Origin of the sequence: Enterovirga sp., assembly GCF_035325185.1 — a bacterium.
GTDB lineage: Bacteria > Pseudomonadota > Alphaproteobacteria > Rhizobiales > Beijerinckiaceae > Enterovirga.
In genome coordinates, this window is the sequence record NZ_DAOLAJ010000009.1 from 1 (window position 1) to 14103 (window position 14103).

At 69.2% G+C, this 14103-nt stretch carries 16 protein-coding genes; 3 read left to right on the plus strand and 13 right to left on the minus strand.

Translation table 11 applies throughout. From position 1 onward, the window contains the following. Positions 1 to 14: 14 nt before the first annotated feature. The 6 genes from PKD06_RS03180 to PKD06_RS03205 form a co-directional block, all read right to left on the minus strand. On the minus strand, positions 15 to 1382 hold the full coding sequence (locus tag PKD06_RS03180; RefSeq protein ID WP_324377547.1) for an efflux RND transporter permease subunit: 1368 nt from the start codon (positions 1380 to 1382) through the stop codon (positions 15 to 17). Between the two features lie 16 nt (positions 1383 to 1398). After that, a complete protein-coding gene (locus PKD06_RS03185) occupies positions 1399 to 2484 on the minus strand; it encodes an efflux RND transporter periplasmic adaptor subunit (protein ID WP_324377548.1) in 1086 nt (361 codons plus the stop codon). Then, positions 2481 to 3116, minus strand: a complete 636-nt coding sequence (locus tag PKD06_RS03190) for a TetR/AcrR family transcriptional regulator (RefSeq protein ID WP_324377549.1) — start codon at positions 3114 to 3116, stop codon at positions 2481 to 2483. The genes PKD06_RS03185 and PKD06_RS03190 overlap by 4 nt, the downstream gene beginning before the upstream one ends. A 128-nt stretch (positions 3117 to 3244) precedes the next feature. After that, positions 3245 to 4357: a 5-(carboxyamino)imidazole ribonucleotide synthase gene (locus PKD06_RS03195; RefSeq protein WP_324377550.1), complete on the minus strand. Its 1113-nt coding sequence runs from the start codon at positions 4355 to 4357 to the stop codon at positions 3245 to 3247. Continuing rightward, positions 4350 to 4844 carry a 5-(carboxyamino)imidazole ribonucleotide mutase gene (gene purE / locus PKD06_RS03200; RefSeq protein ID WP_324377551.1) on the minus strand — a complete coding sequence of 165 codons (495 nt, stop codon included), beginning with the start codon at positions 4842 to 4844 and terminating at the stop codon, positions 4350 to 4352. The genes PKD06_RS03195 and purE overlap by 8 nt, the downstream gene beginning before the upstream one ends. 55 nt (positions 4845 to 4899) lie before the next feature. Next, positions 4900 to 5118, minus strand: a complete 219-nt coding sequence (locus tag PKD06_RS03205) for a DUF465 domain-containing protein (protein WP_324377552.1) — start codon at positions 5116 to 5118, stop codon at positions 4900 to 4902. A gap of 166 nt (positions 5119 to 5284) precedes the next feature. On the opposite strand from PKD06_RS03205, the gene PKD06_RS03210 reads away from it, so the two are divergent. Further along, positions 5285 to 5467, plus strand: coding sequence for a DUF465 domain-containing protein (locus PKD06_RS03210; protein ID WP_324377553.1), 183 nt, complete (start codon positions 5285 to 5287; stop codon positions 5465 to 5467). Between the two features lie 221 nt (positions 5468 to 5688). Here PKD06_RS03210 and PKD06_RS03215 read toward each other — a convergent pair whose 3' ends face one another. From PKD06_RS03215 to PKD06_RS03245, 7 genes are all read right to left on the minus strand, one after another. Next, entirely contained in the window at positions 5689 to 7323 is a 1635-nt protein-coding gene (locus PKD06_RS03215; RefSeq protein WP_324377554.1) for an acyl-CoA synthetase, read from the minus strand. 133 nt (positions 7324 to 7456) lie between these two features. Continuing rightward, positions 7457 to 7828, minus strand: coding sequence for a DUF423 domain-containing protein (locus PKD06_RS03220; protein WP_324377555.1), 372 nt, complete (start codon positions 7826 to 7828; stop codon positions 7457 to 7459). Further along, the gene (yihA, locus tag PKD06_RS03225) at positions 7825 to 8487 is read right to left on the minus strand and encodes a ribosome biogenesis GTP-binding protein YihA/YsxC (protein WP_324377556.1); all 663 of its coding nucleotides are present in this window, start codon (positions 8485 to 8487) and stop codon (positions 7825 to 7827) included. Before yihA ends, PKD06_RS03220 begins: the two co-directional genes overlap by 4 nt. A gap of 63 nt (positions 8488 to 8550) precedes the next feature. Beyond that, the gene (yidC, locus tag PKD06_RS03230) at positions 8551 to 10359 is read right to left on the minus strand and encodes a membrane protein insertase YidC (RefSeq protein ID WP_324377557.1); all 1809 of its coding nucleotides are present in this window, start codon (positions 10357 to 10359) and stop codon (positions 8551 to 8553) included. Continuing rightward, a complete protein-coding gene (gene rnpA / locus PKD06_RS03235) occupies positions 10352 to 10753 on the minus strand; it encodes a ribonuclease P protein component (protein ID WP_324377558.1) in 402 nt (133 codons plus the stop codon). Before rnpA ends, yidC begins: the two co-directional genes overlap by 8 nt. 52 nt (positions 10754 to 10805) lie before the next feature. Continuing rightward, positions 10806 to 10940, minus strand: coding sequence for a 50S ribosomal protein L34 (gene rpmH / locus PKD06_RS03240; RefSeq protein WP_036282947.1), 135 nt, complete (start codon positions 10938 to 10940; stop codon positions 10806 to 10808). A 130-nt stretch (positions 10941 to 11070) separates the two neighbouring features. Beyond that, positions 11071 to 11961: an alpha/beta hydrolase gene (locus tag PKD06_RS03245; RefSeq protein WP_324377559.1), complete on the minus strand. Its 891-nt coding sequence runs from the start codon at positions 11959 to 11961 to the stop codon at positions 11071 to 11073. Between the two features lie 104 nt (positions 11962 to 12065). Here PKD06_RS03245 and PKD06_RS03250 point away from each other — a divergent pair, with 104 nt between their 5' ends. Next, positions 12066 to 13133: a putative zinc-binding peptidase gene (locus tag PKD06_RS03250; RefSeq protein WP_324377560.1), complete on the plus strand. Its 1068-nt coding sequence runs from the start codon at positions 12066 to 12068 to the stop codon at positions 13131 to 13133. 46 nt (positions 13134 to 13179) lie between these two features. Continuing rightward, a complete protein-coding gene (locus tag PKD06_RS03255) occupies positions 13180 to 14103 on the plus strand; it encodes a helix-turn-helix domain-containing GNAT family N-acetyltransferase (RefSeq protein ID WP_324377561.1) in 924 nt (307 codons plus the stop codon).

A 14103-nucleotide genomic window follows, 5' to 3' on the forward strand; every position in this document is an offset into this window, starting at 1 on the left:
CAGCGGCAGGTATTTCATGAATCGCCGACGATGCCCGGGCAGAACATCAGCGGCGAGAAGGCGGCGACGCGGGTCAGGGTCGCCGAGATGACCGGCCCCGCCATGCGCTTGGCCGCAAGGCTGTAGGCTTCGCGCGGCGCCATACCCTCGCTCATCCGCCGCTCGGCGAATTCGGAGACGATGATGGCGTCGTCCACCAGCATGCCGACCGCGAGGATCAGCGCGAAGAGCACGACGATATTGACCGTCAGCCCGGCCATCTGGAGCCCGAGGATGCCGGTCAGGAACGAGGCCGGGATCGCGATGCCGATGAAGAGCGAGGCGCGCCCGCCGAGCGCCACCAGCATGATCACGAAGACGAGGAGGCAGGCCGTGATCACGCTGTTCTGCAATTCGTGCAGCATGTCGCGGATCGTCTTCGACTTGTCCTGGGTGAAGGAGACCTGGACGGAGGCCGGCCAGCTCTTCCTGACCTGCTCCATGGCCGCCTTCACGCCGTCCACGGTCTCGATGAGGTTCGCGCCCGTGCGCTTGACCACCTCGATGGCGATGGCGTTCTTGCCGTTGAGGCGGGTGATGGAGGTCGCGTCCTTGAAGGTCGGGCGCACCTCGGCGACGTCGCCGAGCGTCACCGAGGCCGCCCCGCTCGCCGCGATCGGATATTTCAGGACGTCGGCCGCCGTCTCGATGAGCGAGGGTACCTTGACCGCGAAGCGTCCCGAGGCGCTCTCGATCGCGCCCGCCGCGACGAGGGCGTTGCCGGCGGTGAAGGCGTTGGCGAGATCGGTCAGGTTGATGCCGTAGCTCTTCATCAGCATCGGCTCGGCGATGATCTCGACCGCCTCGTCGCGCGCGCCGCGCAGATCGGCCGAGAGCACGCCGGGCACACCTTCGAGCAGGGTCTTCGCCTGCCGCGCGAAGCGGAGCAGCGTCCGCTCGGGCACGTCGCCGCCGAGCGCCACCACGACGACCGGGAAGAGCGAGAGATTGACCTCCTGGACCAGCGGCTCGTCGGCATCCTTGGGGATGTCCTTCTTGGCCATGTCGGTCTTGGCTCGGACGTCGGCGAGGGCGCGGTTGGCGTCGAAGCCGGCCACGAACTCCACCAGCACGTAGCCGCCGCCCTCGAAGGCCTGGCTGCGCATCTCCTTGATGTTCGAGACCGATTTGAGCTGCGTCTCGAGCGGGCGCAGGATCAGCCGCTCGGCATCCTCCGGCGAGATGCCGCGCTGGCTGACCATCACGTAGACGATCGGCACCTTGATGTCGGGCTCGGCCTCCTTGGGGATCGAGACATAGGCCGAGAGGCCCGCGATCAGGAGGAAGAGCAGGACCGAGAGCGTCAGCCGGGCATGGCCGATGGCGTAGTCGACGGGATTCATGGGCGGCCTCCCACGCTCATCCCTGCCCCATCGCCGGCACGGCCTCGACGCGCTCGCCTTCCTTCACGAAGTCCTGCCCCTCGACGATCACCCGGGCATCGTCGGGCACGCCGGCGAGCCAGAGGTCGCTCATCGCGTCCTCGACGAGCTTGACCGGCGCGAAGGCCACCGTCCCGCCCTCCGTCACATGGCGGATGCCGAGGCGCCCCTCGGCCGAGAAGGTCAGCGCCGAGCGCGGCACCCGCGCCGCCGAGACCGGCGAAAGGAGAAGGTCCACCTCCGCCGTGACGCCGTCCGGGATCTTGCCGTCCTTGTTGGGCACCTCGACATCGACGCGGTAGGTGCGCGTGCCCGGGCTCGCCTTGCGCGAGACGAAGCGGATCGTGCCCCGCACCCGGTCGCCGGTGACGAGCTTGACCTCGGCCTCCCCCCCGACCTGGACGCCCGCGAGCTGGCGCTCGGCCACCTCCACCACCGCGAGCATGGGATCGAGCGCGATGATCTCCGCGACATTGGCGCTGGACATGAAGACCTGGAGGGCGGAGCCGACCTCGACCGGCACGTCGTTCACCACCCCGGAAATGGGCGCCACGATCTCGCCCTTCATCTGCTCGGCCTCGGCCTGGGCGAGGCCGGCTTCCGCCGCCTTCAGCTCGGCTTCCAGCAGCGGCTTGTTGAGGGCGGGATAGTTCCCCGTCTCGATCAGCCGGAGCCGCGCCACGGCCTCGGCCTTGCGCTGCTCCAGCTTCGCCTTGGCCTGCTTGACCTGGGCCTCGCGCGCCTCGTCGGAGAGGACGGCCACCACCTGGCCCTGCCGGACGACCGAGCCGCGCCGCACCCGCAGCTCGATGACCACGCCGGAGACGCGGGCGACGGCCCAGACGCGCTTGTCGGCTTCGGTCCGGCCCGAGAGCACGACGCGGCGCTGATGCATCTCGTTGCGCACGGGCAGCACCGCGACCCGGAAGCGCGGCGCCTCGGCAGCGGGTTTCGCGGCGTCGGCCGCGAGCCCGGCCTGCCCGCCGCGCCCGACGACGCCAGAGCCGATCCACGCAACCCCGCCAGCGAGAAGGGCGAGCGCGACAATGCGAGAGGGCTTCATGGGACAACCTCCGCATTCGGGCAGTCGCAGCCATCGCCGGCCACCCGGCCCGAGACGAGCCCGCCGATGAGATCGAGGACGGGCGGGATTTCGGCCGCCGCATCGAAGCCGGGCGCGAGGGCCCGGCGCACGAAGAGCCCGTCGGCCAGCGTCGCGATGAGCCTTGCGATGCGCACCGGCGGAAGAACCGGAGCGATGGCGCCGCGCGCGCGGGCGCGCTCCAGGATGGCGGCCAGCCTCTCCACGACGTCGTCGGACAGGGCCGAGACGATCCCGGCCACGGCAGGCGAGCGCGTCGCCTCCGCCCAGATCTGGAGGCAGAGAATAGCCTTCTCGCGCGGCTCGTCCTCGAAATGGTGCCGGCCGAGCTGCGCGAAGACCGCCATGAAGTCCTCGGCGCCCTCGAAAGCCTCGAAAGCGTGCGCCATCTCGCGCCGGTCGCGCTCGCACAGCCCCTCGACGAGGGAATCCTTGGAGGGGAAATAGCGGTAGAGATTGCCCGCGCTCATCCCCGCCTCGGCCGCGATATGCTGCATCGTGGTGAGGTGGAAGCCCTGGCGCACGAAGCAGCGCTCGGCCGCATCCAGGATGCGGGTCCGGCGGTCGGGGGTGTCAGACGTCGCCTGGAGCATGGCTTCCCCGTGAGAATGAACGTTCATTCTCACGAATGGGAAAAACCGGCAAGGCCGCGCGGGCTCCGGCCGCGCTTCCGCGCCCGCGGCGTGACATCGCGGAAACAGGAGGCGCCTGCGCCCGAGCCCTATTCCCGCATCACCCGCGTCACGTGTCCCATCTTGCGGCCGGGGCGGGCGCGCGCCTTGCCGTAGTGGTGCAGATGGGCGCCGGGTTCCGCCAGGATCGCCGGCCAGGTCTCGATCTCGTCGCCGATGAGGTTGACCATCTCGATGCGCCCGCGCGCAGCCGTCGCCCCGAGCGGCCAGCCGCAGACGGCACGCACATGCTGCTCGAACTGGGAGGTCTCGGCCCCCTCGATGGTCCAGTGGCCGGAATTGTGGACGCGCGGCGCCATCTCGTTGACCAGCACCTCCTCGCCGCCCTCCCCCTCGACCACGAACATCTCGACGGCGATCACGCCGATGTAATCCAGCGCCTCGGCGATGCGGCGCGCGGCCCCGGCCGCCCTGGCCGCGAGGGCGTCCGAAATCCCCGCCGGCAGGGTGGTGCGGTGCAGGATGCCGTGGCGATGCTCGTTGAGGCAGGGATCATAGGCCGCGAAGGCGCCGTCCGCCCCGCGGGCCGCGATCACGGAAATCTCCTTGGAGAACTTCACGAAGCCTTCGAGGATCGCCGGCGCCCCGCCCAGATGCGCGAAGATCTCGCCCGCCCGGTCGCCCGCCCGGATGCGGATCTGGCCCTTGCCGTCATAGCCGAAGCGGCGCGTCTTCAGGATGGCCGGCGCGCCGAGCGCGTGGAGCGCCTCGACGAGATCCTGCTCGCTGTCGACGGCGCGGAAAGGCGCCGTGCCGATCCCCAATTCGGCGACGAAGCTCTTCTCGACCAGCCGGTCCTGGGAGGTGGCGAGGGCCGCCGCGTTCGGCCGGAGTGGCACCCGCCCGGCGAGAAAGGCGGCGGTCGGCCCCGGCACGTTCTCGAATTCGTAGGTGACGAGATCGACCGATTTCGCGAAGGCCGCGAGAGCCGTCTCGTCCTCATAGGCGGCGACGGTGCGGGCGGCCGAGACGTCATAGGCCGGCGCGTCCCGGTCCGGGCAGAAGACATGCGACTTGAGGCCGAGCGAGGCCGCGGCCATCGCGATCATGCGGCCGAGCTGCCCTCCCCCGAGGATGCCGATCGTCGCGCCGGGGCGGACGGCGCCCAGCGGAACGGGCGGATACGCCTTCGACCTAGGCATCGGCCGGACGCTCCGCGACCGCCTCGGTCTGGGCGCGGCGCCAGGCGTCGAGTCGGCCGGCAATGGCCTCGTCCTCGAGCGCCAGGATCGCCGTGGCGAGGAGCGCTGCATTGACCGCCCCCGCCCGCCCGATGGCGAGCGTGCCGACAGGAATGCCCGCCGGCATCTGCACGATGGAGAGCAGGCTGTCCTGCCCGGACAGGGCCTTGGATTCGACGGGCACGCCGAGCACCGGAAGGGAGGTCATGGAGGCGGTCATGCCCGGCAAATGCGCGGCCCCGCCAGCCCCGGCGATCACGACCTTGAACCCGGCCGCCTTCGCTCCCTTGGCGAAGGCGACGAGCCGGTCCGGCGTGCGGTGGGCGGAGACGATGCGGGCCTCGTGCGGGACGGCGAGGGCCTCCAGCGTCTCGGCAGCGTGCCTCATGGTCGCCCAGTCCGACTGGCTTCCCATGATGATGGCGATCTTCGGCGGGGGTGAAGGCATGACGCCGCAATGTCCTTGAAAGCCGGAACCTGGATTCGCGTGGGCTTGCCCGCCCTCAGGCGATGATGTCCGGCGTGAGCTGGTCCTCGACGTAGGACATCCTGTCCTTCAAGACGAGCTTGCGCTTCTTGAGCCGCTGGATCTGGAGCTGGTCGCCGGCCACGCTCAGTTCGAGCGCCTCGATCGCGGCGTCGAGATCGCGGTGCTCCTGCCTGAGGCGGGCCATCTCCGCCAGGAACTGGCCCCGGGCCTCGTCGTTCTCGTTGACCGCCATGTCTCGTCTCGAAAACCGCCCGGCCCCGCCTCAGGCAAGCCTGTTTCGGCAGGCACCTGACAAGCAAGAAGCCCGGCCCCGCGTCAAGGTGCGACATCCTGCCACAGTCCAAGCGCCCGCAGACGCGCCCATTCTGTCATCCGTTGGTCACGGAGGAGAATGCGGAATGACGCTTCAGAACCACCTGGCTGAGCTCGAGCGCAAGCACGACGCGCTGGAGCGGGAACTCCAGGAGGCTGCTTGCCACCCGGCGGTCGACGACACGAAGGTCGCCGAACTCAAGCGTCGAAAACTGCAACTGAAGGACGAACTCACCCGGCTTCGCCGTCCGAACGGCAAGTTGCATTAACCACCTGTAAACCAGGATTTCAAGAAGCATCGTCTCCGCTGCCACCCCGCGGCGAGGAGAAAACACACAGGCCGATCCATCGCCTCGGCCCGTGAAGGTGCTTTGCGAGGTCTTCCGGCGCCACCGCCGCGGACAGGCGGCGGTGGCGCCCCTTCCATGCTTCGGACGATCTTCCTCCCCGCTTCGCGGGGGGAGGGTTCATGCGCGGATACCGCAATGCGCTACAGCGCCTTCGCCATCTCGCGCAGGCGGAATTTCTGCACCTTGCCGGTCGAGGTCTTGGGCAGCTCGGCGATCACGACCTGCCGCGGCGCCTTGTAATGGGCGAGGTGCTGGCGACACCAGGCGACCAGCTCTTTTGGCGAGACCATTTCCGAGCCCTTCAACTCGACGAAGGCAACCGGTGTCTCGCCCCATTTCTCGTCCGGCCTCGCGACGACGGCCGCGGCGGCGACGCCCGGATGCCGGTAGAGCGCATCCTCCACCTCGATCGAGGAGATGTTCTCCCCGCCCGAGATGATGATGTCCTTCGATCGGTCCTTGAGCTGGATGAAGCCGTCGGGATGCTTCACCCCGAGATCGCCCGAATGGAACCAGCCGCCCTCGAAGGCGGCCCGGGTCGATTTCGGGTTCTTCAGATAGCCCTTCATGACCATGTTGCCGCGCATCATGACCTCGCCCATGGTCCGCCCGTCCGCCGGGACGGGGGCCATGGTCTCGGGGTCGAGCACGTCGAGCCCTTCGAGCGCGACGTAGCGGACGCCCTGGCGGGCCTTCTTGGCGGCCTGCTGGTCGGCGGGCAGAGCGTCCCAGGCCACGTCCCATTCGTTGACGACGGAGGGGCCGTAGGTCTCCGTCAGGCCGTAGACATGGGTGACGTCGAACCCTGCCTGCCCCATCGCCGCGAGCACGGCTTCGGGCGGGGGCGCGGCGGCGGTGATGAAGCTGACCCGCCGGACGAGTTCGCGCTTCTCCTCGGGCTTCGCGCCGAGCAGCGCCGACATCACGATCGGAGCCCCACACATATGCGTGACGCCGTGATCGGCGAGCGCGTCGAAAACGGGCTTCGCCCGCACCTGCCGCAGGCAGACATGGGTCCCGCCCACGGCCGAGATGGTCCAGGGGAAGGACCAGCCGTTGCAATGGAACATCGGCAGGGTCCACAGATAGACCGGCGCCCGGTTCATGTTGGCGGCGAGGACATTCGCCACGGCCGACAGATAGGCCCCGCGGTGATGCGTCACGACGCCCTTCGGATCGCCCGTCGTGCCCGAGGTGTAATTGAGGGCGATCGCGTCCCATTCGTCCAGCGGCGCCGACCAGGCGAAGGCCGGATCGCCCCCGGCCAGGAACTCCTCGTAGCCGGCCGAGCCGATCGCCTCGCCCGGTCCTGCATATTCGGGATCGTCCACGTCGATCACGAGGGGCTTCACCTTGGCGAGGGCGAGAGCCTCCTTCATCAGGCCGGAGAACTCGCGGTCGACCAGGAGCGCCTTGGCCTCTCCGTGATCGAGCGAGAAGGCGAGGATCGGCGCGTCGAGCCGGGTGTTGAGCGAGTTCAGCACGGCGCCCGTCATCGGCACCCCGTACTGGCATTCGAGCATTTCGGGTGTGTTCGGCAGCATCACGGCGACGGTGTCGCCGCGGCCGATGCCCCGCTGCGCGAGGGCCGAGGCGAGGCGGCGCGAGCGGGCATAGAATTCCGCATAGCTGCGGCGCAGCGCCCCGTGGATGATCGCCGTGCGGGCAGGAAAGATCGCCGCCGCCCGCTCGAGAAAGCCGATCGGGGTCAGTTGCTGGAAATTCGCGGCATTCTTGTCGAGGTCGCGCTCATATGCCGCCGGTTCTTCCGCCAATTCCGCCTCCCGATGCCGCCGGCGGGCTGGATGTCACTCGCCGCCCCGGGCTGCAAGGAGACATAAGTCCAAAGGCTCGCCGCCGAGCGTGCGGCAGCCTGCCGCATTCCCGCCTGCGCGATCGGATCGGGTCTCAGCGGCGCGGCAGGAGGGCCGAGAGCCCCGCCGCGAGCCAGCCCGCCATGAGGATGAATCCCCCGGTCGGGGCTGCGAGGCGCAAAGGCGCGACGCCCCAGATCGCGCGCACCGAGAGATCTCCGCAGAAGAACGCGAGGCCGAGGATGAGGGCGAGACCCGCGGCGCGCGCCGCGCAGCCATGGACGAGGCCGGCTCCCGCGAGCGCGCGGAGCGCGAGAAGGGCCGGGGCATGCAGCAAGAGGAATTTCGAGGCCGTCTCCAGGTTGGCGCCGCCTGCCGTATGCGCGGCCATCGCCGCAAGCGCGACGCCGAGGCAGCCCGCGAGGCCGGCGCAGACGACGAGAATCCTGTCGAGGACGCCGGTCACGCCTCCCCTCCCCTCTCCCGCACCAACCGCGCGATATCGGCCCGCAACTCGGCGACGCCCTCTCCCGTCCGGCTCGACGTGACCCTGATCTCCGGGAAGGCGGCCGGGCGGCGAGCCAGGGCGGCCGCCGTCTCGGCGAGGCGCTTCTCCAGCTCGGGCGCCTTGGGCTCGTCCCCCTTGGTCAGGACGACCTGATAGGAGACCGCGGCCGTGTCGAGGAGAGAGAGCACGTCCAGGTCGTTCGCCTTCAGCCCGTGGCGGGAATCGATCAGCACATAGACGCGGGCGAGATTGGCGCGCCCGCGCAGATACGCCTTGATGAGCCGCGTCCAGGCCGCGACCTTGTCCTTGGCCGCCGCCGCATAGCCGTAGCCCGGCATGTCGACGAGCATCAGCCGCCCGCCGAGATCGAAGAAGTTCAGCTCCTGCGTCCGGCCCGGCGTATGCGAGGTGCGCGCGAGGGTGCGCCGTCCCGTCAGGGCGTTGACGAGGCTCGACTTGCCGACATTGGAGCGCCCGGCAAAGGCGATCTCGACGCCGCGCATCGGCGGCAGGTTGTCGGCGCGGCTCGCCGCCCAGACGAAGCCCGCCTCGCCGGCAAAGAGCTTGCGGCCGGCCTCGAGCAGCTCGGCCTGGTCCTGCGGCTCGGTCGCGTCCATCCGATCAGGGTCCTCGCAGCGAATATGCCTCTCCCCGCTGGCGGGGAGAAGCGGGAGCCGGGCTCAGCTCTTGGCGTTCGCCGCTTCCTTCTTCTTGAAGGTGCTCCTGAGGTTGTCCCAGAGTTCCACCTTCACGCCGTTGCGGCGCATGATGACGTATTGCTGCGACACCGAGAGCAGGTTGTTCCAGGCCCAGTAGATCACGAGCCCGGCCGGGAAGCTCGCCAGCATGAAGGTGAAGATGAGCGGCATCCAGGAGAACATCGCCTTCTGGACCGGGTCCGGCGGCTCCGGGTTCATCTTCATCTGAAGGAACATCGTGACGCCCATGATGAGCGGCCACACGCCGATATGCAGGAAATGCGGCACGTCGAAGGGAATCAGCCCGAACAGGTTGAACAGCGAGGTCGGGTCCGGCGCCGCGAGGTCGCGGATCCAGCCGAAGAAGGGCGCGTGCCGCATCTCGATGGTGACGAAGAGCACCTTGTAGAGCGCGAAGAAGACCGGGACCTGGATCAGGATCGGCCAGCAGCCGGCGACGGGATTGATCTTCTCGCGCTTGTAGAGCCCCATCATCTCCTGCTGCTGCTTGACCTTGTCCTCCTTGTAGCGCTCGCGGATGGCCGCCATTTCCGGCTGCACGGCCTTCATCTTGGCCATGGAGACGTAGGAGCGGTTGGCCAGCGGCAGGAAGAGGAGCTTGAGCAGGACCGTGACGATCAGGATCGACAGCCCGAAATTGCCGAACAGCCTGTAGAAGAAATCCAGCGCCTTGAACATCGGCTTGGTGATGAAATAGAACCAGCCCCAATCGATGAGCAGGTCGAACTTCTTGACGCCGAGCGACTGCTCATAGGCGTTGATCTGGCCGACTTCCTTGGCTCCGGCGAAGAGGCGGTGCGTCAGCTCGACCTTCTGGCCGGGCGCGATGGTCCGGGTGTCGCCGAGCACGTTGGCCTGATAGGTGAACTGCTTGTTCTCCTCGCGGGAGGTGAAGGAGCCCTGGTAGGGCAGGGTCTGGTCGGGCAGGACGGCCGCGGCCCAGTATTTGTCGGTGATGCCGAGGAAGCCGCCGGTGACGGCGTTCCACACCTTGCCGCGCGTGCCCTGCCCCTGGATGAAGGGCTCCTTGTCCAAGGCCGCATAGCCGAATTCCTGAAGGCCGTAATCGCCGACGACGCCGATCAGCCCCTCGTGCAGGACGTAGTAGCCCTGGGTCTGCGGCTTGCCGTGGCGCGAGACGAGGCCATAGGCGTTCAGGCTCGCCGGCTTCTCCCCCTTGTTCTCGACGCTGTCCTCGAGCGTGAAGGCGAATTTCTCGTCGACCGAGATGCGGCGCCTGAAGACAAGGCCCTGGCCGTTGTCCCAGGTGAGGGTGACGGGGGTCGAGGGCGTCAGGGTCTTCCCGTCGGCGGTCCAGAGGGTGTCGGCCGTCGGCGCGCCGGCGCCGACCCAGCCGAACTCGGCGTAATAGGGCTCCGGGCCGCCCGCGGGCGACAGGAGGACGATATGCGGCGAGTTCGGGTCGACCGTCTCGCGGTAGCCCTTCAGCGACACGTCGTCGATGCGACCGCCCTTGAGCGGGATCGAGCCGAAGAGGGACGGCGTGTCGAGGGGCAGGCGCGGGGCCCGCGCGAGGGCGGCCTCGCGGCTCTCGACCACGGGCGCGGCGGCGGTGCCCGGGACCGTCGAGGCGGGAGGCGCCGAGGGCTGGCCCTCCTGAGGGGCAGCGCCAGGTGCTGCGGGTTTCGGCTGCTGCTGGGCGTGCTTCTGGCCCTCGAAGAGCGGCGAGCCGACGAAGTAGTTCCAGCCGATCAGCACCGCGACCGAGAGCGCGATGGCCATGATCAGATTCTTGTTGTCGTCAAGCATGGTCGCCACGCTGGGAAGGAGAGGGAGTCGATCGCCCGGGGGCCGCGCTCGACGAGCGCGCCGGCCGGGTGACGGCCGCGAGCGCGCGGGACAGGTCCTCGACGAGGAGGGGGAACGGGGCGGCGAGGGCCTCGCGCCGGCCGATCACCACGACATCGACCGGGAGCGCGGCGAAAGGCGGCGCAGCCAGCTCGGCCACGGCGCGCAGGCGCCGGCGGATGCGGTTGCGCTCGGTCGCATGCCCCACCTTCTTCGTCAGGGTGAAGCCGACGCGCAGGCCCCTGTCCGGCCCGGCATCGGCCGGCCGCACGCCCTGCACGCTCATGCGCTCGGTATGGAAGCGGCGGCCGCGCGCGGCGGCCTGAAACTCGGATCGCTTGAGAAGCCGCTGCACGGGCGGGAGCCTAGGCCAAGCCGGCCCTACGCCGCCCCGGCGGCGCGGGGCGTCAGGCCGAAAGGCGCTTGCGGCCACGCGCGCGGCGCGCGGCGATCACCTTGCGGCCGCCCACCGTCGCCATCCTGGCCCGGAAGCCGTGGCGCCGCTTGCGCACGATCTTCGACGGCTGATAGGTCCTCTTCACGGCTCATCTCCGGTCGCGTGTCCGGGCGGGCTCCCGACCGCATCGTTCCGACAGGTTGTCTGAAAAGACGGCGGGCGCCCGAAGGCGCCCCCGCAACGTGGCGGCTTATAGGCAAGTCCGGGCCGCGAAGTCAACGCGGCGAGGCGATGGCGGTCGCCCCGCCCTCGGAAGCGCCCGCCTCCGCCCTCTTCCCGGCCCGGAGCGCGGGCGTTCCGGGCAGCCGCGATTCGATCTCGTCGAGAAAGGCGCGCAGATGGGCGAGTCCGCCTCCCTCCAGCGCGGAGACGTGGTCGACGCCCGCAAGCCGCACGAAACGCTTCGGCTCGGGGGCGGCGGCGAAAAGACGCTCGCCGAGGGTGATCGGCACGACCTGGTCCTCTTCCCCGTGCAGCACGAGCAAGGGCGCCCGCATCTTTCCGATCCGCTCGACGGAAGGGAATCGCGTCCGCAGCAGGAGATCCACCGGCGCGAACCAGAAATGCCGCCGCGCGACGTCGGGGATCGAGGTGAAGGGCGAATCGAGCACGATCCCGCCCACCCGGCGGCGGGAGGCCAGCCAGACGGAGACGCCCGAGCCGAGCGACTCGCCGTAGAGCACGATCCGCTCCGGCCGCCAGGAGGCGAGATAGCCGTAGGCGGCCTCCGCGTCGCGCTGCAAGCCCTCCTCGGAGGGCTCGCCCGTCGAGCCGGAATAGCCGCGATAGCTCACCATCAGCAGGCCGCGTCCGTCCTGCGTCAGCATCCGCGCCCGCTCCCGCCGCTCGAGGAGCGAGCCGCCATTGCCGTGGAAATACAGGATGAGCGCCCGGCCGGGCTCGGGCGGCTTCCACCAGCCGACGAGGCGCTCGCCGTCCCCGGTCGTCAGCACCACGTCCTCGAACCCGGCGAGCCCGGCCTCCCGCGCCGGGACCCGCAGCGGCGAGGCCGGGAAGGTCATCCGCATCTGCTGGCTGTAGAGCAGGGCGACGAGCGCGCCGTAGCCGAAAGCGGCGAGGCCGAGGAGACCCAGGATGAAGCGCATGAAGGCCCGCGAGACGTCCGCCGGAAGAGCCCAAAGATAGGGCAGCGGCGGCAGGAACAAAACGCCCCGGCGCGGCGATGTCCCCGCAACGCAGCAAGGCCCCGATGAAATTGTTCCAATGCCCCTGTTGCGGGCAGCTTCTTCATTTCGAGAACACGAGTTGCGGAGGATGCGGCCGGCGCATCGGCTATCTGCCCGGCCCCGACATCATGACCGCGCTCGATCCGGGGGACGCAGAGCGCTGGCTGGCGCGGGACGAGGCCGGCGGCGAATATCGCTTCTGCGACAATGCCGGATACGACGTCTGCAACTGGCTTGTCCCCGCCGGCAGCCCGGAGCGGCTCTGCACCGCCTGCCGCCACAACCGGCTCGTCCCCGACACGTCCGACCCGCAAGCCCTCGCCTCCTGGCGCAGGATCGAATACGCCAAGCACCGGCTGATCTATTCCCTGCTTCGCCTGCGCCTGCCGATCCCCGCCCCCGGCGACGCGGCCCATCCCCTCGTCTTCGAATTTCCCGCCGACGCGCCGGCGCCGGACGGGCCGAAGGTCATGACCGGGCATGACGACGGCCTCGTCACGATCGCGCTCGCCGAGGCCGACGACGCCGAGCGCGAGCGACGCCGCTCGGCCATGGGCGAGCCGTATCGGACCCTGATCGGTCATTTCCGCCACGAGGTCGGCCATTACTATTGGGACCTCCTGGTCCGCGACGGCGGCCGGCTCGACGAATGCCGGGCCGTGTTCGGAGACGACAGCCAGGATTACCAGGCGGCCCTGGAGCGCCATTACGGCGAGGGGCCTCCGGTGGATTGGCAGGAGAATTTCGTCTCGGCCTACGCGACGACCCATCCCTGGGAGGATTTCGCGGAAACCTGGGCGCATTACATGCACATCATCGACACGCTCGAAATGGCCCGCGCCCTCGGCCTCGGCGTCGCTCCGGCGATCGACGCTTCCGGCGGCCTCGCGGCCGAGGCCGGAATCGACCCATATACGGAGCCGGATATGGACCGGATCGTCTCCGTCTGGGTGCCGATCGCCTTCGCCATGAACTCGATCAGCCGCTGCATGGGACAGGGCGATCTCTATCCCTTCGTGCTCGCGCCGCCGGTCATCGCGAAGCTCGCCTTCGTGCACGGCCTCGTCCGCTCGGCGCGAACATATAGTTGACTGAAGCAACAATAGCGATCACGGTGGGCGGAGACGGAGAGATCCCATGTCCGCATCCGCCGACGAGATCGCGACCGCGCGGCGCTTCACGCGCTTCTATACCCGCCAGACGGAACTCCTGGACGAGGTCTATCTGAGCAGCCGCTTCTCGCTCACCGAGAGCCGGGTCCTCTACGAGCTTGCGCATCGCGGCGAGGCCGGCGCCGCCGAGATCGGGCGCGATCTCGGTCTCGACCGGGGCTATCTCAGCCGGATGCTCAAGGGCTTCGAGGAGGCGGGGCTCCTCGCCCGGCAACCCTCGCGATCCGATGGCCGCCAGCAGGTTCTCTCCCTGACACCGGCCGGCCGCGAAGCCTTCGCGCCCCTCGACCACCTGTCAGGTGAGCAATGGGCGGCGCGGCTCTGCGGGCTCGACGCGGCCGGGCGCGCCCGCCTCGTCGCGGCGATGGAGACGATCGAGAGCCTGCTCGGCGCCGCTCCCGCGCCCCGGGATGCGATCACGCTGAGACCCCACGGCATCGGCGATCTCGGCCACGTGGCGAGCCGGCAGGGCTTTCTCTACGCCCGGGAATACGGCTGGGACGCGACTTTCGAGGCGCTCGTCGCGGAAATCCTCGTCGATTTCGTGCGCAACCACGATCCTGCCCGGGAAAGAGGCTGGATCGCCGAAAGAGCGGGCACGATGCTCGGCTCCATCTATTGCGTGAGGCAGTCCGACGAGGTGGCGAAGCTGCGCCTGCTCTATGTGGAGCCCGAGGCCCGCGGCACGGGCCTCGGTTCGCGGCTCGTCGCCGAATGCATCGCCTTCGCCCGCGCCTGCGGCTACCGGCGCCTCACGCTCTGGACCAATGATTGCCTGGAAGCGGCCCGCCACATCTACGTCGAGGCGGGGTTCGCGCTCCTCGAAGAGGAGCGCCACCATTCCTTCGGCAAGGATCTCGTGGGCCAGAACTGGATGCTGGAGCTGTAG

Coding starts and splice junctions, on each gene's coding strand:
- PKD06_RS03255 (WP_324377561.1), top strand. CDS start 13,180: ATGTCCGCATCCGCCGACGAGATCGCGACCGCGCGGCGCTTCACGCGC.
- yidC (WP_324377557.1), bottom strand. CDS start 10,359: ATGCTTGACGACAACAAGAATCTGATCATGGCCATCGCGCTCTCGGTC.
- PKD06_RS03245 (WP_324377559.1), bottom strand. CDS start 11,961: ATGCGCTTCATCCTGGGTCTCCTCGGCCTCGCCGCTTTCGGCTACGGC.
- PKD06_RS03180 (WP_324377547.1), bottom strand. CDS start 1,382: ATGAATCCCGTCGACTACGCCATCGGCCATGCCCGGCTGACGCTCTCG.
- PKD06_RS03250 (WP_324377560.1), top strand. CDS start 12,066: ATGAAATTGTTCCAATGCCCCTGTTGCGGGCAGCTTCTTCATTTCGAG.
- PKD06_RS03210 (WP_324377553.1), top strand. CDS start 5,285: ATGACGCTTCAGAACCACCTGGCTGAGCTCGAGCGCAAGCACGACGCG.
- PKD06_RS03185 (WP_324377548.1), bottom strand. CDS start 2,484: ATGAAGCCCTCTCGCATTGTCGCGCTCGCCCTTCTCGCTGGCGGGGTT.
- PKD06_RS03190 (WP_324377549.1), bottom strand. CDS start 3,116: ATGCTCCAGGCGACGTCTGACACCCCCGACCGCCGGACCCGCATCCTG.
- purE (WP_324377551.1), bottom strand. CDS start 4,844: ATGCCTTCACCCCCGCCGAAGATCGCCATCATCATGGGAAGCCAGTCG.
- PKD06_RS03205 (WP_324377552.1), bottom strand. CDS start 5,118: ATGGCGGTCAACGAGAACGACGAGGCCCGGGGCCAGTTCCTGGCGGAG.
- yihA (WP_324377556.1), bottom strand. CDS start 8,487: ATGGACGCGACCGAGCCGCAGGACCAGGCCGAGCTGCTCGAGGCCGGC.
- PKD06_RS03195 (WP_324377550.1), bottom strand. CDS start 4,357: ATGCCTAGGTCGAAGGCGTATCCGCCCGTTCCGCTGGGCGCCGTCCGC.